Below are 20,456 nucleotides of genomic sequence, written 5' to 3'. Positions count from 1 at the left end.
ATGCAACAATATAAAAACGCACTGTCCAAAAGGCTTACCTGGCTAGGGGTAGTGCTGACGGCATGGGTGCTCACCGGAAGTTGCGCTAAAAACCTGGACCAGGCGCCGGTAGATACCGCCACCAAAGATGCCATCTTCGGCAGTGAAGACGGGATGAAGCTTTACGCCAATTCATTCTATGATGTACTGCCTGGTATCAATGATGTCTATAAGGCAGATAATATGGCAGACTATAGCGCCGTGAACGCAGTACCTGATTTTCTGCGCCAGGGAGCTTATACATCCCGCATAGCCACCGGCTGGGACTGGAAGAATCTGCGCAATATCAACTACTTTATCGCTAACTGCAACAATCCTAAAGTGCCGGAGGCAGTGAGGAATAACTATATCGGACTGGCCCGTTTTTTCCGTGCCTGGTTCTATTTTGATAAAGTAAAACGTTTTGGAGATGTGCCCTGGATTGGAAAACCATTTGAAGTAAACGACGCTGGTCTTTACAATGGCCGTGATCCGCGTACGCTGATCATGGACTCCGTAGTGGCAGACCTGGACTATGCTGCCGCCAACATCACCCTCGCGAATGATCCTACCAGCAGCCAGATTACCAAAAATGTGGTGCAGGGTTTTAAATCGAGGGTATGTTTGTTTGAAGGTACTTTCCGTAGATACCAGCAGTCCTATAACCTGATGGGCACTGCTGAAAATTGGCTGAAAGCTGCTGCTGCGGCTGCAAAGGTAGTGATGGACAGCAAAGCGTTTTCCCTGAATCAGGGCGGTGGCACTGCGCAGTCCTACCGCCAGTTGTTCATCAGCAATGCGCCGGTGGCTGCTGAAGTAATGCTGGCCAATATCGCCAGTTCCAGTCTGGGAGTTTTCAACGATGCCAACTGGTGGTATACCAGCTCTACCTACGGCGCCCGCCTGAGTTTCACGCGCACGTTTATTAATACCTACCTGAATATTGACGGTACGCCGTTTACCAATACCGACCGGTACGATACCTTGCCTTTTTTAAAGGAGACACAAGGCCGTGATAAACGGCTGCAGCAAACCATTCGCACGAGTGGCTATACCAGAACCAGCAATGGAGCCACCATTACCGCCCCGCCGGTATTTTCGTATGTATATACAGGTTATATGCCTATCAAGTGGAGCCTCGATGATGCCTTTTATGATAACGGCGCCAACAATACCAATGCTATTTGCCTGATGCGCTATGCAGAAATCCTGCTCAACTATGCGGAGGCGCAGGCGGAACTTGGTGTATTGTCGGATGACGACTGGAGTAAAACCATTGGAGCATTACGCGCCCGTGCCGGTATTACCGGTGGTACTACCGGTAAGCCGGTTGTCCTGGATGCCTATATGCAAAAGAATTATTTCCCTGAAGTCACCAATCCTGCACTCATGGAAGTGAGAAGGGAAAGAGGTGTCGAACTGGTACTGGAAGGGTTCCGTTTTTATGATCTGGTAAGATGGAAAAAAGGAGAATTGCTGGCAAAGAGCTGGACAGGCATGTATGTGCCTGCACTGGACGTACCGATGGACCTCAACGGCGATGGCGTAAATGACGTATGTTTTTACAAAACATTACCCGCTACCCAACAGAAAGGGGTTACTTATATTAACGTATCGCCGGTAGCTAATAATGTGACCAATCCGCAACAGCTGGCCAATGGAAATTCCGGTGAAATTCACTGGCTGGATAATGTGCCCAAAGAGTGGAAAGATTATAAATACCTGTATCCGGTTCCCTACACGGACCTTCAGCTGAATCCCAAATTGGGACAAAACCCTGGCTGGACAGAGTAATCAATCATCTTTAAAAATATAACATGAAGAAAGTAGCTTTTTTATTTTTTGCAGGGTTGATTTGGTGTATCACGTTAACGGCTCAACGTATTAACGTAGCTACCTATAACATGCGCAACGATAATAACAAAGAAGACTCGCTGCATGGAAATGGCTGGGGACAAAGATTTCCTGTTATCGCCTCGCTGATCCGGTTTCATGACTTCGATATTTTCGGTACACAGGAATGTTTATACCATCAGTTGGTGAATATCAAGGATAGTTTGCCAGGCTTCGATTTTACCGGTATAGGCCGGGATGACGGACAACGTGCGGGAGAACATTCCGCTATTTTTTATAAAACGGACCGTTTTAAGCTCCTGCGTCATGGTGATTTCTGGTTGTCAACTATCACAGACAGACCCAACAAGGGATGGGATGCTGTGTTGCCCAGGATTTGCTCCTGGGGCGAGTTTAAGGACAAAAAAACCGGGTTTGTATTTTTCTTTTTTAACCTGCATATGGACCATATTGGGGTAGTGGCCCGGGCAGAAAGTGCCAGGCTGGTGCTGGCTAAGGTAAAAGAGATAGCGGGTAATAAACCGGCGTTGCTTACCGGTGATTTTAATGTGGACCAACACAGCGAATCCTATGCAGTGATCCATAACTCCGGCGTCATGCAGGATGCTTATGAAGCAACGGCAGTGCGTTATGCGCTGAACGGAACATTCAATTCTTTCCGTGCTGATAGCAAAACTGACAGTCGCATTGATCACATCTTCCTGACAAAACAGTTCAAAGTAAGCCGTTATGGCATACTGACAGATACTTATCGCAGTCCGCGTCCTGAAAATGAAACTGGCGCTGCGGCCAATTTTCCGAAAGAGGTAAAACTCTCGAAGTACATAGCCAGAGAGCCTTCCGACCATTTTCCCGTGATGGCCGTGCTTGAATACGGCAAATAACCCCTCTTTAACTGTCATAACGGGCCCGCATATACGCGGGCCCTGTTTGTATAACCAGCAGCTTATGCATCCACACCTGTCTTTTTTGTCGTTGGTAGCCCTATTGTTTTTGGGTGCTTGTCAGCCGGCTCCGGAGGAATACATGGACCCTACTATCGGCAACGTACCCACGTTATTACAACCTACCCGGCCGGTTATACAGCTGCCCAACGAGATGATTCGCGTATATCCGTTAAGGAGAGACTATACCGACGATCAGATTACCGGGTTTCCGTTACAGGTGGCAACGCACAACAACGGAGCTTTGTTTGTTGTGAAACCCGCTACCCGACCGCTTTCTACAGCCTTATGGCAACGCCGCGCTACCTATGATCCCGTGCAGGAAGTGATACATCCCTGGTATTACAGTACTATGCTGATAGAAGATAGTATCCGGGTGGAATTTGCGCCCGGGTGTAAAACCGGTGTATACCGGTTTTCTTTTCCGGCAGCTGCTGATCGCAAATTATTATTCACAACTCCCTGGCATTTTATTTCAGCAAATGCGTTTGCAGGCAAGACAATTTTTCATGAGGATGTTCCGGTGTATGTTTATGGCAGATTTAACACAGCCATATCGGCAGGTGTGTTGTCAGATACTTTGTATTATGTACGGTTTCCCGGCCGGAAAGTGGATGCAGTTGAATTAAAATATGCCATCTCGTATGTTAGTATCGAACAGGCGCAGCGAAATTTTCAACAGGAGCTGGAAGGTCGCAGCATGGAAACCCTGATCGCCGAAGGCCGGCGCCGCTGGCATGACGTAGCCGGTCAAATAACGGTAGAAGGCGGTACTACGGCGCAACGCCGCGCTTTTTACACAGCGTTGTACCGTTGTCATGAACGAATGGTAAACATTACGGAAGATTCTCTTTACTATAGTGGCTACAACAAAAAAGTAAATGTTGCCCGTCGCCCTTTTTATGTAGATGATGCTACCTGGGATACCTATCAGGCGCTGCATCCGCTGCGCATGATCCTGCATCCGGAACAGGAAGAAGATATGCTTGATGCTTATGTTACCATGTTTGAGCAAAGTGGATGGATGCCCACTTTTCCAAGGTTGTACGGTGATCATCCCTGTATGAACGGTTTTCACAGCACCATTGTTTTCCTGGACGCCTGGCGCAAGGGGCTGAAAATACCCCGCATCACCACGGCGTATGAGGGTATGAAAAAAAATGCGCTGGAAGCAACCATGTTGCCCTGGCGAAATGGCGGCAGTATTTCACTGGATAGTTTTTATTACGCAAAAGGATATTACCCTGCATTATCACCTGGCGACACCGAAGCGGTGGCGGCTGTTCACCCGTTTGAAAAACGGCAGGCAGTAGCAGTAACACTGGGACATAGTTATGACGACTGGGCGTTATCCCAGCTGGCGGCGGATTTACACCGGTACAAGGATCAGCAGTCGTTTGCCGCAAGAGCAGAAAATTTCCGGCACTTATGGAATGACAGCGCTGGTTTTTTCCAGCCCAGGGACAGCGCCGGAAAATGGATAGCCATTGATCCCGCCTGGGATGGCGGCCCCGGCGGCCGCGACTACTACGATGAAAACAACGGTTGGACTTACCTTTGGGCGGTGCAGCAAAATATTCCGGCTTTGATACAGCTGATGGGTGGTGAAAGGGCTTTTGAAAGACGGTTGGACGAGCTGTTCCGCACCACGCCGGCCATGCCGCGGTATGAATTCTGGCACCGGTTTCCGGATGCTACCGGATTGGTAGGTCAGTTTTCAATGGGTAATGAGCCGGGATTTCATATTCCTTACCTGTATAATTATGCGGGTGCGGCCTGGAAAACGCAGCGCCGGGTGCGTATGCTGCTGGATGTATGGTTTAAGGATAACATTTTTGGTATTCCCGGAGATGAGGATGGCGGAGGGATGAGTGCGTTTGTGGTGTTTTCCTCGCTCGGTTTTTATCCGGTTACAGCGGGGGTGCCTATTTATGCGATCGGGAGTCCGGTGTTTACGAAAGCGACGCTGCGGTTACCGAAAGGTAAGCGGTTTACGATTGTGGCAAGGCATTGTTCTGCGGAGAATCAGTATATCCAGCGGGCCTGGTTCAATGGTGAGGTGTTGCATACGCCTTTTTTCACGCATCAGCAGTTAATGGAGGGGGGTACGTTGGAGCTGGAGATGGGGTCGATGCCGGAGAAGCGTTGGGGAGCGAGTATTCATGCGCCGCGGTGCGGTGATATAAAATGAAAAACCCCGCCCAAAAGAGCAGGGTCTGTCCTATTTATCCCTATACCTATGAAATACGTGTTTGATTATTCAGTGACGGTGCCTGCATCGTTCAACAGCACTGCTTTCTCTGCACCATTGTCCTGAATGTTTACTTTGTAGTAAGCAGCTACATCTGCTCTTTCAATTTTCCAGCCATCTTTTATGGTGGCAGCCGGATATTTAGTTTTCAGTGTACCAGCCACTGATTCCGGCAGTGTTTGCGCGTCGTAGGAACTTCTGGTAGCAATCCATTTGCCATCAGCGTCATACTCTGCTATTGTTTGTATGTTGTCTTTGTGGAAACTGACGTTCCAGTGGCCTGCACTTGTTTTCGTCCACTTCGCGTCTGTAGTTCCGGCAAAGGTCTGATCAAAAGAACTTTTAACCGCTGCAGGTGCTTCCACCTTTTTCGCAACTGTTTTTGTTTTCTTAACTGATTTTTTCTGCTGTGCAAAAGTTATGCCGGAAGTGATCAATACTGCACAAAAAATTAACGTCAACTTTTTCATAAATCAAGATATGGTTTATCCTCGTTGGGTTAAATTAACTGACTTAGGTTTCTCTTTTTCTTCCTGGCAAAGAGCTAAAACAATGCCAAAAACGTAAAATAAATACTCTTTATTGTAAATTACTAAAAAAGTTACGAAAAATATTTTTAAAACTACCGTTTTTGGTAAAGTTGCCTTTACAGGTGCCGTCGTATTTTCTTAACTTCGCACAATTTTAATCAATTATTGTCTAAATAACATCAAAGGGCGGGGAATTGTTTTATGTCCAGCAAATATCAGGAATATAACCAACTGAATTTACCTCAGATAGAGAAAGATATACTTCAGCAATGGGAGCTTCAGCAGGCTTTTGAAAAAAGCGTGGAAGTACGGGAAGGCGCTACGCCGTTCGTATTTTATGAAGGTCCTCCCAGCGCCAATGGTTTGCCGGGTATTCACCATGTGATTTCACGTACCCTGAAGGATCTGGTATGCCGTTATAAAACCATGAAAGGTTTCCAGGTAAAACGGAAAGGCGGATGGGATACCCATGGCCTGCCGGTGGAACTGGGCGTGGAAAAAAGCCTGGGAATTACCAAGGAAGATATCGGTAAAAAGATTTCTATCGCAGAGTATAACGAGACCTGCCGTAAAGAAGTACTGAAATATAAAGACAAGTGGGACGACCTGACCCAGAAAATGGGCTATTGGGTAGACCTGAAAGATCCGTATATCACTTTTGATAATAAATACATCGAATCACTCTGGTGGTGCTTACAGACCCTGTATAAAAAAGGGCTGTTATACAAAAGCGTAAGTATCCAGCCTTATTCTCCGGCAGCCGGTACCGGTCTTAGCTCTCACGAGCTCAACCAGCCAGGCACCTATAAGGATGTAAAAGATACTACGGTTGTAGCGATGTTTAAGGCCAAACAGGCGGAAAACTCCCAATTCCTGTTTGATGCCGCAGGCTCAGACGAAGTTTATTTCCTGGCCTGGACCACCACTCCCTGGACTTTACCCTCCAACCTTGGTCTGACGGTAGGTGCTAATATCGAGTATGTACTCGTCAGCACTTTCAACCAATACACCCATCTCCCTATCAATGTAGTGATGGCGAAAGACTTGCTGGGTAAGTATTTCAAGGCAGAAGGTGAAAATGCCGACTTCGCGGCTTACCAGGAAGGTGATAAAGTAATCCCCTGGAAGATACTGACCAGTGCCAAAGGCAGCCAGCTGGAAAATATCCGTTACGAACAACTGCTTCCTTATACCCGACCGGAAGAAGGTGATCCGTTCCGTGTGATCATCGGCGACTTTGTGACCACGGAAGATGGTACCGGTATCGTACATACTGCTCCTGCTTTTGGTGCAGATGACAACCGGGTAGGGAAAAAATATGGCATCGGTATCCTGACACTGGTAGACCGTGAAGGTAAGTTCACCGACAACGTAGGTGAGTTCTCCGGCAGATATGTTAAAAATTACAAAGATGATCCGGACTACAAGGATGTGGATGTGGACATCGCCGTGAAACTGAAAAAAGAGAACCGTGCCTTTAAGGTAGAAAAATACGAACACACCTATCCTCACTGCTGGCGTACAGACAAACCAGTGCTGTACTACCCGCTGGATGCCTGGTTTATCAAAACTACGGCCATGAAAGACAGGATGGTGGAACTGAATAAAACCATCAACTGGAAACCGGCCTTTACCGGTACCGGCCGCTTTGGTAACTGGCTGGAGAACATGGTGGACTGGAACCTGAGCCGCAGCCGCTACTGGGGTACTCCGTTGCCCATCTGGCGCACGGAAGATGGTACCGAGGAAATCTGTATTGGTGGCATCGACGAGCTGAATGCCGAAATCCGTAAGGCAAACGAAGTGCTGGGTGGAGATGTGAACAAGTCCTACCTGCATGAAGGTATCCTGGACCTGCATAAACCCTATGTAGATGATATTATCCTGGTAAGCCCTTCCGGCAAGCCTATGCGCCGGGAACCGGATCTGATAGATGTTTGGTTCGACAGTGGCGCGATGCCTTACGCGCAATGGCATTATCCGTTTGAAAATAAAGAGCTGATTGAAAAAGGTGAGGCATTCCCGGCCGATTTTATCGCAGAAGGGGTAGACCAAACCCGTGGCTGGTTCTACACATTGCATGCCCTCGGCGTGATGCTTTTTGATAATGTGGCTTATAAAACAGTGGTTTCCAATGGTTTAGTGTTGGATAAGAACGGGCTGAAAATGAGTAAACGCCTCGGTAACGTAGTGAATCCGTTTGAAACCATTGAGCAATATGGTGCAGACGCTACCCGCTGGTACCTGATCACCAATGCTTCCCCCTGGGACAGCCTCAAATTTGACGTAAAAGGTATCGGAGAAGCGCAACGCAAACTCTTCGGCACCCTCTACAATACATATAACTTCTTCGCAATGTATGCTAATCTTGATAAGTTTACATTCAGCGAAGCCTATATTCCGTTGCAGGAACGCCCGGAAATTGACCGTTGGGTTATTTCCGTGCTGAACTCCCTGATCCGGGATGTGACCGCCAATTTCGATGATTATGAACCGACTCAGGCAGGCAGAGCCATCGAAAACTTTGTGGATGAGCATTTGAGTAACTGGTATGTGCGCTTGTGCCGCCGCCGGTTCTGGAAAGGAGATTACGGGCACGACAAAATCAGTGCCTACCAGACGTTGTACGAATGTTTGGAAAAAATTACACAATTGATGGCCCCGGTTTCCCCATTCTTCACCGACTGGTTATTTAACAACCTCAACCGTGTGAGTGGCCGTTTCCAGGGACAATCCATCCACCACACTGATTTCCCGGTGTCTGACGCGGCAGCTATTGATGCCGATCTGGAAGAAAGAATGCAGTTGGCCCAGGATATTTCATCACTGGTATTATCCTTGCGTAAGAAAGTGAATATCAAGGTAAGACAGCCACTTCAAAAGATACTCATCCCGGTTGCCGGTTCCCACATGAAAGAGCAGCTGGAAAAAGTGGAGGATCTGATAAAAAGTGAAGTAAATGTCAAAGGGATTGATTATCTTACCGAAACGGGAGGTTTTATCAAGAAAAAGATTAAACCGAACTTCAAGTCGCTCGGTGGTAAAATGGGCGCGAAAATGAAAGCGGTAGCAGCAGCTATCGGTGCGTTCACGGATACAGATATTACCACAATTGAGCGCGACGGTCATTTCAACCTGACCCTGGAAGGCGAGCAATTGCAGATACAACTCTCTGATGTTGAAATAATCTCCGAAGATATTCCTGGATGGACAGTAGCGAATAAAGGTGCTTTAACGGTAGCGCTGGATATTACTATTACTGATCAGTTACAGGATGAAGGCAATGCCCGTGAACTGGTAAACCGGATACAGAAAATTCGCAAAGACAGCGGCTTCGAACTGACTGACAGAATTAACGTTAAGGTAGAGAGCGTAGACACGCTGAAATCGGCGATTATAAACTATAATGACTATATTTGCACGGAAATTTTGGCAGATAGCTTGGATGTAGTGGAGCAATTACAGGGCGGAACAGAAATAGAGGTGAATGACCTTAAATTTAATGTATTAGTTAACAAAAAAAGCTAATCCCCCATGGCAACAAAAAAGAAGGTTGCTAGTAAATCGACCCAGAAGGTGGCCCAGGTAAAGAAAGCTGCAGCGAAGCAGGTAACAACAGCTAAAAAAGCTGCTAAACCCGCTCCGGCAAAAAAGACCGCGCCTGTTGCCCCTAAAAAGGCGGCCGCCGCCAAAAAAGCAGCAATAGCCAAGCCTGCTCCACCCGCAGCAAAAAAAGCCGTGGTAGCTAAAGCAGCAGCCAAAAAAACCGCCGCTGCCCCCAAAAACGTAGTTAAAAAGGCTCCAGCCGCAAAAAACAGTAAAACATCGTCCGTCCCGAAAGTTGCTGTACCTGCAAAGAAGACCGTTAAAAAAGAGCCTGCTGTAAAGCAGCAAGTGGTCACTAAAAGTGTTGCCGCTGAAAAAGAAAAACCATTAATTTCTAAGTCAGAAGAAAAAGAACTTAAAACAATGGCAGTAAAGAAAGCAGATACAAAGGAACAAGTTGCTAAGGTGAAAGAAGCCACTAAAAAAGCAGCGGAAAAACCTGCAGTAAAAGCAGAAAAATCAGCAAAGTCCGAGAAAACCGAGAAACCCGAGAAAACCGAAAAACCGGAAAAAGCTGAAAAATCCGAGAAAGCTGAAAAGAAAGGTGGAAAATCTGCCCAGGTCGCTTATCAGCCTGAATTTACCAAATCAGTGCTGGACCAGCCCGAACCAGTTGCCGGCCCCCTCTTCCGATATAGTGATGCAGATCTGCAGGAATTCAGGGAACTGATCCAGAAAAAACTGGAGTTCGCTAAAAAAGAACTGGTTTACCTGCAAGGCCTCATTACCCGCAAAGATGAAGCCGGTACCGATGATACTGAAAACAAATACATGAGCATGGAAGACGGTAGCGGTTCCCAGGAAAGAGAACAGCTCAACCAGATGGCCAGCCGCCAGATCCAGTTCATCGATCACCTGGAAAAAGCAATGATGCGCATCGAAAATAAAACATACGGCATCTGCCGCGTAACCGGTAAGCTGATAGATAAAGCTCGTCTCCGTGCTGTACCGCACGCTACACTGAGCATCGAAGCTAAACTGGCTAAGAGCAAATAATATAACGTTACTCATAAACGAAAAAAGGGATTTGAATTTTCAAATCCCTTTTTTCGTTTATGGCTTACAGTCAGTATTTAACAATTTGATTTTTGTTTCCGTAACTGCCGCATCGCAAAATACACGAGCCCGGCTCCTGCAAGGCCTACCAGGCCCCCCAAACCTATGTTGCGTGCTTGTTTTTTGCTGATAACAGGCAGCCTGAATTTTTTGGAAGGACTTGCTGGCGCAATATCCAATAACGGCGCTAATGACAAACCGGTAATAATCTTATCGGCAACCTTTTCTACATATGCCCGCTGATATTGTGGACAAAACGCAACACCAATCCCGGCTTCGGTCAACAGTTGGGTGTCCTGCTTACCATCTCCCACATAGATAATGTTCTGCGTATGAATGTTATATTGTTCTGCTACATACGGCAGCACCGCGCTTTTGCAGTACTCGCCGTTTTTCAGAAAATAATCGGGAACCGTTAATTCACCGGTTGCCACGCTGTTTACCAAATGCAGTTTATTGGCTAATACGAAGTCCATTCCCAGCTGATTTTTAATGTGCCGGGCTACCATCCCAAAACCATCGGTGATAAGGCCGCAGGCATATCCCCTTTTCTTTAGTTCCTGCACTACTTCACGAATGCCCGGTATCAGCGGAATGGCATCCGCTACTTCCAGCAGCTCCGCAATGTTGCGGCCTTCAAAAAGCGCAGCTGTTTGATGCAGGCGGTCCAGCGGATCTGTTACCGTAGCCATAATCTGCTGCAGCTCTTCTTCATGATCAAAAGCAATGGCTGCCCATTGTAAATAATTTTGTGTGAAAACAGCATGGTCCAGGTTGAAGATGACCATCTTCTGCAGCTTATCGATCGTCTCCAGGATGGAGTATTCCATCTGTTCCCTGATCAGGTTGATGTTACCCAGTGTTTCCAGGTTTTCCTGCGGAATATTTTCTGCTTTTCGTAAGATGGTCCGCGATACTTCGCGCGACATTTTACTCAGCTGTTCCCATGTTTGCATGGCATTCTCTACCTTGCCGATATTGGCTTCCACAATACGTGCACCCAAATGATGCATATCTATCAATAAACCGATATCAACACCATAATCGTTTTCAAATTGTACCTGTGAAAGCATGGATTTGCGGCCTGCAATCATACCGCTGAGCGGCTGCTGAAAATGGGAAAGGTCCGGATACAGAATACTCAGCAGCGGCTTGGCCACTAATTGTGTGACCCTGCCCGCCTGCCTTTCAAAGTAGGATTTAACGAAATCAGCTTCGTCGCGCTCGATAGGATCAGTTAATAACTCTACAATGTTGTCAGGATAAGTAAGTATATCTCCGTCTACATAGGCAATAATTTCGTGTTTGGCGGCCATCATTCCTTCCCGCATGGAAATGCCCTTTCCCCGCTGGCTACTGGTAATCACTCTGACCTGCTCTTTCATGGCCTCTTCCACCGTATTGTCTGTGGAATTATCATCTACCACAATAATCTCGATTTTGCGGTTGGTCTTTTTTACAGTCTTTATTACCTGGCGTATGGTAGCCCCTTCGTTTAATACAGGAATTACGATAGAAATCATAGGAGTTCGCTATGTTAAAAGGTTAAAGAAAATGTGAGTGCTACAAAGAGCGGGTTGGCATTATTAAATCGGGTATAACAAAAACAATACCAAAAGAAGCGGGGAGATGCAAGCCAGATAATGATTTGGGGAATGTTTGATTTCCGGTTTTTTGATTTGAAGGAAGCTCATGTTTCCCTCAAATCAAAAAATCGAATCGTAATGAGTTATTTAAACTCCTGCATTTCTACCAGTTTATGGTAGATACCTTCGCGGGAAAGCAGATCGTCGTGTGTGCCACGTTCTTTTATTTCTCCCTGATCCATCACTACAATTTCGTTGGCATGCTGGATCGTACTCAGACGGTGCGCAATAACAATAGTAGTGCGGTTTTGCATGAGTTTGTCGAGCGCTGCCTGTACCAGTTTTTCCGACTCTGTGTCCAGTGCGGAAGTAGCTTCATCCAGAATGAGGATCGGCGGATTTTTAAAAATCGCTCTGGCAATCGTCAGCCGCTGACGCTGACCACCACTGAGTTTGAGGCCCCGGTCGCCAATAGAAGTATCGTATCCGTTTTCCAATTGCTCAATGAACTCATGTGCGTTCGCAATTTTAGCAGCCTGTATCACAGCTTCACGGTCTGCTTCCGGATGACCAAATGCAATATTATTGAACACTGTATCATTAAACAGGATAGCTTCCTGAGATACTACGCCAATGAGTGACCGCAGATCATTCAATTTTAGATCACGTATATCGGTGCCGTCTATACGAATATTACCTTCACTGACATCATAGAAACGGGGTAGCACATCCGCCATGGTAGATTTACCGGCGCCGCTGCGGCCTACCAATGCAATCATCTGTCCTTTACGGATAGTGAGCTGTATGTCTTTCAGCACAAATTGCTGGTCGTATTTGAAAGAAACATGGTTGTATTCAACTTTGTCTTCAAAAGTGCTGATGGCTTTTGCATCCGCTTTTTCCTGTACTGCCACCGGTGTGTCCAGTATGCTGAAAATACGTTCACTCGCAACGATACCACGTTGCATGGTAGTGATAGCGGTGGAGATATTTTTAGCCGGCTGCATGATTTGTGAATAGAACACCAGGTAAGTCATGAAGGTGGCGCCTGTCAGCAAATCACTGCCTTGCAGTACCAGTGTGCCGCCATAGATAACAAGGATCACTACCACCATTACGCCCAGTATTTCAGATACCGGTGAGGCCAGTTCCCGCTGGTTGAACATGGATTTGCTCACCGTCACAAAACGATGATTTACATCGCCGAATTTTTTCTGCATAAAGGCTGCGCCGGTAAAAGATTGTATGATGCGGATACCTCCCAGTGTTTCTTCTGTTACGTTCAGAATTTTACCCAGCAGCTCCTGGCTGAACCAGCCTTTTTGTTTCAGTTTTTTAGAGATATAGGAAATCAGGGCGCCGGATATAGGGAAAAATACGATCGTAAAAAGCGTGAGCTTAACGGACAGGTAAAAGAGCGCTGCAAAATAACCGATGATGATAAACGGATCACGCAACAGGATTTGAATAGCATTCACGACAGAGCCTTCTACTTCCTGCACGTCGTTGGTCATCACTGATAACAGGTCGCCTTTCTGTTTGGAGCTGTAAAAGCCCAGCGATTGTTCGGTGAATTTTTTATACAGGTTGGTCCTTAAGCGGGAGAGCATCGTCATTTTCATCCGGGTTACCACGCGGGTACTCATATAACGGCCCAGGTTAGCGATGACAACACAAACGCCGATGATCGCACACACAAAATAGAGCGCGCTTTGTTTGGAACCACTGCTGCGGATAAAATAGTCGAAATAATAATTGAAAAGATCAATAAAGTAGCTGATGGTGAAAGAAAAGGAAGGTTCTGAAAGGACCTTTGGTTTCGCTGCCACCTGGTCGAAAATTACGTTCAGCAGCGGAATCAGCATGGCGAAGTTGACCATGCCGAAAATGATACCAATGATAGTATAGATAACATATTCCGGAACATAATGATGCAGGGGGGTAGCATATCCCAGTAATCGCTTGAAAGTCTTCATGCCTGATGCTTCGCGTTTTTATTAGCATGCAAAAATAGCACAATTAAGTGACCCCCTGCCGGTAAATAGGCCTAATCTTTCCCGGAAATGGTTAATTTCGCGTATAACAGGGCTGTTTATCACAGCATGCTGTTGACAGTGTTATATCATAAATATGTTATTATTGTGCATATGAGCTGTTTTGTTAACGATTAAAATTGAATGCAATGCAGGAAACTAAAAGGCAAAAGCAAATAGGACAATTAATACAGGAGGAGCTGAGCAGTGTGTTTCAGCGGATGGGTTTTAATGTAGTGGAGGGAGGCATGATTTCCGTAGCTGCTGTTAAAATGACGCCTGACCTGCTGGAAGCGAAGGTATACCTGAGCATGTTCCAGATAAAATCTCCCGATGAGATGCTGGAGCGTATTAAAGACAGAATGGGAGAGATTAAGAAGGCGCTGGGGTTGCGTGTGGGCAAACAATTGCGCCGGATGCCGGAGCTGTCTTTCTTTCTGGATGATACCCTGGATTACGTGTTTAAAATGGAAGAACTTTTCAAGAAAATCAAAGAAGACGATTCTCATATCAAAGGAGATAACCAATAGTATCTATGGTTTGGCAGTTTGCTTCCCGTTATTTCAGGGCTAAAAAATCGACCAATGCGATCAATATCATTGCCTGGGTAAGTGTAGCTGCCATTGCGATAGGTACCGGAGCGCTGATCGTTATTCTCAGCGTATTCAACGGGTTTGAAGACCTGGTAAAATCCCTGTATTCCTCTTTTTATCCGGCTATAAAAATTGCGCCGGCCAGCGGAAAAACATTGTTGCTTACACCTGTACAGCTGCAGTCCATCGGGCGTACGCCCGGTGTAGTGGCGTATTCCGAAGTGGTAGAAGAAAAAGCGGTACTCCGTTATGGCGACGAGCCTACCATTGCGGTATTAAAAGGTGTTGATACCAGTTATAACCGGGTCACGGATGTTAAAAGCAATATTCTCCGCGGACGTTTTGATATAGGCGACGACGTTGCCTACCGTGCTGTGTTGGGCGTAGAGCTGGAAGGTGCGCTGGGGGTGGATGTAGTGCATAGCCTGGTGCCGGTAACGGTATACGTACCCCGCCGGAACGTGAATGCCTTTGTGACCCCGGATGATGCGCTGAATAACGGCGTGTTATATCCTGCCGGTACTTTTGCTATCCAGCAGGAATTCAACAGCAAGTATGTCATCACCCATATCGATTTTTTGCGTAAGCTGCTGGAGCTGGGGCCCAATGAAATGTCGGCCCTGGAAGTGGCTGCTGCACCGGGAATAAACCAAAACGAGCTGAAAGCCAGGCTGCAACAGCTGTTGGGCAAATCGTACAAGATACAAACCCGTTACGAGCAAAATCAATCCCTGTATGCGATCATGCAAACGGAAAAGTGGGCGGTGTATGTGATTCTGAGTTTTATCATGATTATTGCGGCGTTCAACATGATAGGATCATTGTATATGCTGGTGATTGAGAAAGAAAAGGATATCACTATCCTGAAGGCGATGGGCGCCCGCCGGTCTTTGATTATGAAGATATTTCTGGCCGAAGGCCTGATCATTGCCGGTATTGGGACGTTCCTGGGCTTTGTGCTGGGTGGCGGATTTTGCCTGTTGCAACAATATTTTGGCCTTATCCGGCTGGAAGGCACCTCCTTCCTGGTAGATACTTACCCGGTGAGCATGCACCTGATGGATTTTGGACTGGTGCTGATCACCATCCTGGTGATTGGACTGGCGGCCAGTTGGTATCCGGCCCGCCGGGCTGCTGCCGAGGCTATTTCTCTCAAAGCCACCTGATAATATTTTGATATTTAGAAATTTAGTTATTTGTTTTAGACACAATGGACTTGTAAAAAAGCAGCGGGACTTTATGATTAAAGTCCCGCTGCTTTTTTATAGTACCTTGAATACTTTAGATAAATATCAAAATATCCAAATATCAAAATCCGTAAATGATTAATAGTCGCCCAGTGTTTCCGGCAATTGTGCCAATGCTTTGGCCAGTTGTTCGTCGCTAGGGGCAATACCATGCCATTCGTGGTGGCCTTCCATAAAGTCAACCCCTTGTCCCATCACGGTTTTCATGATGATAGCGATTGGTTTACCTTGTCCGGTGAGGCTTTTAGCCTTTTCGAGGGTAGCAACGGTTTCGTCCATATCGTTACCGTTCATGTGGAGGACGGTCCAGCCGAAAGTTTCGAATTTAGCGCCTACATCGCCGAGGCCGGCTACATCGTCGGTAGTACCGTCGATTTGCTGACCATTCAGGTCTACCGTGATGATCAGGTTGTCTACTTTATGATGTGGGGCAAACAGTACGGATTCCCAGATTTGTCCTTCTTCCAGTTCGCCGTCGCCATGCAGGCAGAAAACGATGCCTTTATCGTTATTGAGTTTTTTGCTCAATGCAGCGCCGATAGCTACGCTCATGCCTTGTCCGAGGGAGCCGGAAGCCATGCGTATACCTGGCAGGTGTTCATGCGTGGTAGGGTGTCCCTGGAGACGGGAGTTCAGTTTACGGAAGGTGGCGAGTTCCTGTACCGGGAAGTAGCCGGAGCGGGCCAGTGCGCTATAGAAAACAGGGGAAATGTGCCCATTGGAAAGAAAGAACAGGTCCTGGTCGCGGCCGTCCATGTCAAAAGGTTGGGGAGTATGCTTTAAAACCTTGAAATACAAGGCGGTAAAGAAATCTGCGCAACCTAAAGAGCCACCCGGGTGGCCGCTTTGGACGCCGTGTACCATTCGTACGATATCTCTTCTGATCTGAGAGGCAATATCCTGAAGCTGTGGCATGATACTTGAGTGATTTTGTGCCGCAAAACTAATTGATTTCTTAGATTTTGTGACGTTGAATGTTTGTTTTTGCGGTCTCAAAGTATTAAAAATCCCGATTTTTTTAGTGTTTCTTTTACATATTTGATTGAAATAAATATCTTTGCAAAACTTAAGCCCCACTAATGGAGAATGTTTTAATTGCTACCGTCCTGAGTTTTGTGGTAACCTATTTTTCGATTCCGATACTTATCCGGGTAGCGGAATTAAAGCATTTGTACGACGAACCAGACGAAAGAAAAGCGCATAAACAACGCATACCAACGCTCGGGGGAATTGGATTTTTCTCGGGGTTCATTATTGCGGCTGCGGTATGTGTACCATCAATGCAAAATTCGCCGTTTCAATACATGATGGCGGCCTTTTTTATCATCTTCATGGTAGGCATGAAAGATGATATTGTTGGCTTATCTCCACTCAAAAAACTGGTTGGCCAGTTGATCGCTTCTTTTGCAATTATCTACCTGGGGAATCTTCAGATCAGCAGCATGTATGGGTTTATGGGTATTACCACCCTGCCTACCAATATCAGCCTGATGCTCACTTACTTCTATTTTATTGTAGTGATCAACGCCTTCAATCTGATAGACGGGGTGGATGGTCATGCGGGTAGTATCGGACTGCTGGTGAGTGCTGTTTTAGGGGCTTATTTCCTGCATGTGGGCGAAATTACCTATGCTGTGCTGGGTTTTGCCCTGGCAGGTGGTTTGGCCAGTTTCCTGATTTATAATATTTCACCTGCCCGCATTTTTATGGGAGATACCGGTTCGTTATTAATCGGCCTCGTGAATGCGGTACTGGTCCTTAAATTTATTGAAGTGGCCGGCAACCCGGCTGCTAAAATGCCGATCGACGCTACGCCGGCAGTAGCTATTGCTGTCCTGATAGTGCCGCTTTTTGATACCCTGAGGGTGTTTTCCGTACGGATGCTCCAGGGACGCTCTCCTTTTTCGGCCGACCGTAATCACATCCATCACTACCTGCTGGACCTCAAACTGGACCACCGGCAAACAACGCTGGTATCTGTGACCGTAAGCGCTGCTTTTATTGTGGCGGCTTATTTCCTTCAGGGACTGGGCACTACCCTGCTGACCTTTGTTGTGGTGGGCGCTGCCACGGCCTTTACCGGGGTCCTCTACCTGGCCCGTAAACGGAAACAGGCGGTGGTTAAAACACCTGTTACCTCCATTGCACAACCAGCTGCCCAGAATGCCGCTGCTGCTAAAATACTGCGGGTTACCACCGAAGGAGTATTACAGGATAAATAGCCCGAAGGTTACTATCGTCATACGGTGGGCCATTCTTGTATCCGTTACTTTGATGATTAAAAGAAAACCTGTAGGTTTGCAGGCACTTAACTATTTATGTTATGCAAGATGATCTAATGCTTATCCAGGATGATGCTGCGGACTCGATGAAAAAAGCAATCGGGCACCTGGAAACTGAACTTACAAAAGTAAGAGCCGGTAAAGCCAATCCTCAGATACTGGACGGAATCACTGTAGACTACTATGGTGCTCCTACCCCGCTTACGCAGGTAGCCAACGTTAGTATTGCTGATGCCCGCACCCTGACTATTCAGCCCTGGGAGAAAAATATGCTGCAGCCAATTGAAAGGGCTATTATCGCAGCTAATATCGGTATCAACCCTCAAAATGATGGTATCCTGATCCGCCTCTTCCTGCCACCACTGACAGAAGAAAGAAGAAGGGAATTTGTGAAAAGAGTGAATAACGAAGGGGAACAAGCGAAAGTAGCCATCCGTAACATCCGCCGTGATGCGATTGAAGGTATCAAAAAGTTACAGAAAGAAGGTCTGAGTGAAGATACCGCGAAAGATGCAGAAGCTGATGTACAGGTGATGACTGACAAACACATTGCCCTGATTGACAAACACTGTGAAGCAAAAGAAAAAGAAATCATGGCCATCTAAAATTTTAAAATTTACCAATTTTAAAATTTATAAATTATAACAGCGGAGAGACGCATGAGTGCAGGTCTCTCCGCTGTTGTTTTATCAGGAGACCGTTTTAGCCCGGTTAACAAGATACACGCCCAACAGGATAATACCCATACAAACCACCTGTACCCAGGTAACCGTTTCCTTGGCCAGCAAACCCCAGCCAATGGCTACTACCGGTAACGCATAAGTGACCATAGAAGCAAACATGGAACCGGCCCGCCGGATCAACAGGTAAAACAATACCGCCGCTACGCCGGTACCCATTACTCCCAGTATCAGACCAGCTGATAAGGAGCGCCATGGCGCATGATCTGTAGCAAACTGTGGGAAAAAGTCGCTGAACAACAATACCGGAAAGGTAAACAGACCACAAAAAAACATGGCGATAGATCCCAGCTGCAAGGAACCAAATCCTTTCAGGTAGTGATGTACCAGGCTGATGTTGGTGCCGTAACTAATGGTAGCGGCCACCACGAGTAAACTATAGTACCAGTGACCGCCGGTGGCAATTCCTTTGGAACTGAAAAGTAATACAACGCCCAGTAGTCCCACACATACCCCCAGTAACTGCGCTTTTTTAATCGGACTTTTGAAAATGATCAAACCCGTCAGCAGCGCCATTAACGGGGTCAACGAATTGAGGATACCGGCCAGGGAACTGTCTATCTCCGTTTCTGCGATACAGAAAAGAAATGCGGGTAACCCATTGCCCAATATACCGGAGAGAATAATGACCGGCAGCTTGCTGACCGGTGTTTGCCGGATGGCTTTGGGGAGAAAAGGCAACAACGCCACTCCTGCCGCTACCAATCGCAAACTGGCAACCTGGTAGGGCGTAAAAGATTCCAATCCGATTTTCATTAAGATAAAGGAGCTGCCCCAGGTCAGGGATAACAGCAGAAAAACGCCCCAGTGGGCAAATTTATGGTTCAAAGTGGCATTTTTTTATCTTACAAAATTCAGAATATAACTGTATTACGCAAAATATAAATTGTTTGATTTGCAACACTTCTGGACTGATTTTGTTAAATTCATTGGTAAGAATGTAAATCCATGAGTAAAATCAAGTTGTCAGCCATCAGTACCACCGCTCCCAAAAAATTGGACAAAGAGAAGACCAAAGCCGCCACCCAGGATATTTTGCAGGAACTGGACGAGTTACAAAACTTACTATATGCCCAGCATAAACACTGTGTATTAATGGTCGTTCAGGGTATGGACGCCAGCGGCAAAGACGGTGTCATCAAAAATGTAACCGGTACCCTCAACCCGCAAGGGTGCACGGTTTACTCCTTTAAAGGCCCTACCCAGGCGGAACTGGATCACGATTTCCTCTGGCGGGTACATAATCAGGCTCCCGGAAAGGGTATGATACAGGTGTTTAACCGGTCTCATTACGAAGATATCCTGATACAAAGGGTACATAAATGGATCGATGACAAAACAGCCCGGAAAAGAATGGCAGCGATCAATGATTTTGAGAAACTGTTGACCGAACATAACAATACCCATATCCTGAAATTTTACCTGCATGTTTCCAGAGAAGCTCAGCAACAACGGCTGACCGAACGCACAGAAGACCCGCGGAAAATGTGGAAGTATAATGAGAATGACTTAGCGGAGGCCAAATTATGGGACCAGTATATGGACGCATATGAGGATGCATTTAAATATTGTAATGATGTTCCCTGGATTATTGTACCCGCAGATCATAACTGGTATAAGGAATACATTGTAGCGCTAACGCTTAGGGATACACTGAAATCACTGAATATGAAATACCCCCGTTTGAAGAAATAATGGATTAATAATTAAGCAGTT

Annotated in this window: 16 protein-coding genes; 10 read left to right on the top strand and 6 right to left on the bottom strand. The window is 46.5% G+C overall.

What is annotated here, in order from left to right; genetic code table 11:
- The 3 genes from ICL07_RS12965 (at window position 1) to ICL07_RS12955 (ending at window position 5,007) form a co-directional block, all read left to right on the top strand.
- A complete protein-coding gene (locus ICL07_RS12965; protein WP_188088326.1) occupies window positions 1-1,812 on the top strand; it encodes a RagB/SusD family nutrient uptake outer membrane protein in 1,812 nt (603 codons plus the stop codon).
- A gap of 23 nt (window positions 1,813-1,835) precedes the next feature.
- Entirely contained in the window at window positions 1,836-2,756 is a 921-nt protein-coding gene (locus tag ICL07_RS12960) for an endonuclease/exonuclease/phosphatase family protein (protein ID WP_188088325.1), read from the top strand.
- 64 nt (window positions 2,757-2,820) lie between these two features.
- On the top strand, window positions 2,821-5,007 hold the full coding sequence (locus ICL07_RS12955; RefSeq protein WP_188088324.1) for a GH92 family glycosyl hydrolase: 2,187 nt from the start codon (window positions 2,821-2,823) through the stop codon (window positions 5,005-5,007).
- Window positions 5,008-5,072: 65 nt separating this feature from the next.
- On the opposite strand, the gene ICL07_RS12950 is transcribed toward ICL07_RS12955, so the two are convergent.
- Window positions 5,073-5,537: a PepSY-like domain-containing protein gene (locus ICL07_RS12950; RefSeq protein WP_188088323.1), complete on the bottom strand. Its 465-nt coding sequence runs from the start codon at window positions 5,535-5,537 to the stop codon at window positions 5,073-5,075.
- A gap of 261 nt (window positions 5,538-5,798) precedes the next feature.
- Here ICL07_RS12950 and ileS point away from each other — a divergent pair, with 261 nt between their 5' ends.
- On the top strand, window positions 5,799-9,125 hold the full coding sequence (gene ileS / locus ICL07_RS12945; RefSeq protein ID WP_188088322.1) for an isoleucine--tRNA ligase: 3,327 nt from the start codon (window positions 5,799-5,801) through the stop codon (window positions 9,123-9,125).
- Here ileS and ICL07_RS32415 read toward each other — a convergent pair.
- Window positions 9,122-9,622 carry a hypothetical protein gene (locus ICL07_RS32415; RefSeq protein ID WP_246485017.1) on the bottom strand — a complete coding sequence of 167 codons (501 nt, stop codon included), beginning with the start codon at window positions 9,620-9,622 and terminating at the stop codon, window positions 9,122-9,124. The genes ileS and ICL07_RS32415 overlap by 4 nt on opposite strands.
- Between ICL07_RS32415 and ICL07_RS32690 the strand changes: the two genes are divergently transcribed.
- Entirely contained in the window at window positions 9,609-10,199 is a 591-nt protein-coding gene (locus ICL07_RS32690; RefSeq protein WP_343071016.1) for a TraR/DksA family transcriptional regulator, read from the top strand. The two genes, ICL07_RS32415 and ICL07_RS32690, sit on opposite strands and share 14 nt — an antisense overlap.
- A gap of 77 nt (window positions 10,200-10,276) precedes the next feature.
- Here the strand turns inward: ICL07_RS32690 and ICL07_RS12935 are convergent, their stop codons facing one another.
- Together ICL07_RS12935 and ICL07_RS12930 are read right to left on the bottom strand one after the other, a co-directional pair.
- Window positions 10,277-11,782, bottom strand: a complete 1,506-nt coding sequence (locus tag ICL07_RS12935; protein WP_188088320.1) for an HAD-IB family phosphatase — start codon at window positions 11,780-11,782, stop codon at window positions 10,277-10,279.
- Between the two features lie 206 nt (window positions 11,783-11,988).
- Window positions 11,989-13,821 (bottom strand): ABC transporter ATP-binding protein, encoded by a 1,833-nt coding sequence (locus ICL07_RS12930; protein WP_188088319.1) that lies wholly within the window; start codon window positions 13,819-13,821, stop codon window positions 11,989-11,991.
- A gap of 206 nt (window positions 13,822-14,027) precedes the next feature.
- Here ICL07_RS12930 and rbfA point away from each other — a divergent pair, with 206 nt between their 5' ends.
- Window positions 14,028-14,408 carry a 30S ribosome-binding factor RbfA gene (gene rbfA / locus ICL07_RS12925; RefSeq protein ID WP_188088318.1) on the top strand — a complete coding sequence of 127 codons (381 nt, stop codon included), beginning with the start codon at window positions 14,028-14,030 and terminating at the stop codon, window positions 14,406-14,408.
- A gap of 5 nt (window positions 14,409-14,413) precedes the next feature.
- A complete protein-coding gene (locus ICL07_RS12920; protein ID WP_188088317.1) occupies window positions 14,414-15,637 on the top strand; it encodes an ABC transporter permease in 1,224 nt (407 codons plus the stop codon).
- A gap of 159 nt (window positions 15,638-15,796) precedes the next feature.
- Here ICL07_RS12920 and ICL07_RS12915 read toward each other — a convergent pair whose 3' ends face one another.
- On the bottom strand, window positions 15,797-16,633 hold the full coding sequence (locus ICL07_RS12915; RefSeq protein ID WP_188088316.1) for a transketolase: 837 nt from the start codon (window positions 16,631-16,633) through the stop codon (window positions 15,797-15,799).
- Between the two features lie 164 nt (window positions 16,634-16,797).
- Here ICL07_RS12915 and ICL07_RS12910 point away from each other — a divergent pair, with 164 nt between their 5' ends.
- Window positions 16,798-17,940: a glycosyltransferase family 4 protein gene (locus tag ICL07_RS12910; RefSeq protein ID WP_188088315.1), complete on the top strand. Its 1,143-nt coding sequence runs from the start codon at window positions 16,798-16,800 to the stop codon at window positions 17,938-17,940.
- A 101-nt stretch (window positions 17,941-18,041) separates the two neighbouring features.
- Window positions 18,042-18,605 carry a ribosome recycling factor gene (frr, locus tag ICL07_RS12905; RefSeq protein ID WP_188088314.1) on the top strand — a complete coding sequence of 188 codons (564 nt, stop codon included), beginning with the start codon at window positions 18,042-18,044 and terminating at the stop codon, window positions 18,603-18,605.
- Between the two features lie 84 nt (window positions 18,606-18,689).
- On the opposite strand, the gene ICL07_RS12900 is transcribed toward frr, so the two are convergent.
- Window positions 18,690-19,568 carry a DMT family transporter gene (locus ICL07_RS12900; RefSeq protein ID WP_188088313.1) on the bottom strand — a complete coding sequence of 293 codons (879 nt, stop codon included), beginning with the start codon at window positions 19,566-19,568 and terminating at the stop codon, window positions 18,690-18,692.
- Window positions 19,569-19,688: 120 nt separating this feature from the next.
- On the opposite strand from ICL07_RS12900, the gene ICL07_RS12895 reads away from it, so the two are divergent.
- On the top strand, window positions 19,689-20,435 hold the full coding sequence (locus ICL07_RS12895; protein ID WP_188088312.1) for a PPK2 family polyphosphate kinase: 747 nt from the start codon (window positions 19,689-19,691) through the stop codon (window positions 20,433-20,435).
- The last annotated feature ends 21 nt before the right edge of the window (window positions 20,436-20,456 follow it).

Source organism: Chitinophaga qingshengii (assembly GCF_014529935.1).
In the GTDB taxonomy this organism is placed as follows: domain Bacteria; phylum Bacteroidota; class Bacteroidia; order Chitinophagales; family Chitinophagaceae; genus Chitinophaga; species Chitinophaga qingshengii.
Note: the sequence above shows the minus strand (reverse complement) of the source record. Positions and strands in the feature narration are given on the sequence as shown.

Excerpts from the sequence above, each read along its gene's own strand:
- ICL07_RS12965 (WP_188088326.1), top strand. The coding sequence starts at position 1 with ATGCAACAATATAAAAACGCACTGTCCAAAAGGCTTACCTGGCTAGGG.
- ICL07_RS12960 (WP_188088325.1), top strand. The coding sequence starts at position 1,836 with ATGAAGAAAGTAGCTTTTTTATTTTTTGCAGGGTTGATTTGGTGTATC.
- ICL07_RS12955 (WP_188088324.1), top strand. The coding sequence starts at position 2,821 with ATGCATCCACACCTGTCTTTTTTGTCGTTGGTAGCCCTATTGTTTTTG.
- ICL07_RS12950 (WP_188088323.1), bottom strand. The coding sequence starts at position 5,537 with ATGAAAAAGTTGACGTTAATTTTTTGTGCAGTATTGATCACTTCCGGC.
- ileS (WP_188088322.1), top strand. The coding sequence starts at position 5,799 with ATGTCCAGCAAATATCAGGAATATAACCAACTGAATTTACCTCAGATA.
- ICL07_RS12935 (WP_188088320.1), bottom strand. The coding sequence starts at position 11,782 with ATGATTTCTATCGTAATTCCTGTATTAAACGAAGGGGCTACCATACGC.
- ICL07_RS12930 (WP_188088319.1), bottom strand. The coding sequence starts at position 13,821 with ATGAAGACTTTCAAGCGATTACTGGGATATGCTACCCCCCTGCATCAT.
- rbfA (WP_188088318.1), top strand. The coding sequence starts at position 14,028 with ATGCAGGAAACTAAAAGGCAAAAGCAAATAGGACAATTAATACAGGAG.
- ICL07_RS12920 (WP_188088317.1), top strand. The coding sequence starts at position 14,414 with ATGGTTTGGCAGTTTGCTTCCCGTTATTTCAGGGCTAAAAAATCGACC.
- ICL07_RS12915 (WP_188088316.1), bottom strand. The coding sequence starts at position 16,633 with ATGCCACAGCTTCAGGATATTGCCTCTCAGATCAGAAGAGATATCGTA.
- ICL07_RS12910 (WP_188088315.1), top strand. The coding sequence starts at position 16,798 with ATGGAGAATGTTTTAATTGCTACCGTCCTGAGTTTTGTGGTAACCTAT.
- frr (WP_188088314.1), top strand. The coding sequence starts at position 18,042 with ATGCAAGATGATCTAATGCTTATCCAGGATGATGCTGCGGACTCGATG.
- ICL07_RS12895 (WP_188088312.1), top strand. The coding sequence starts at position 19,689 with ATGAGTAAAATCAAGTTGTCAGCCATCAGTACCACCGCTCCCAAAAAA.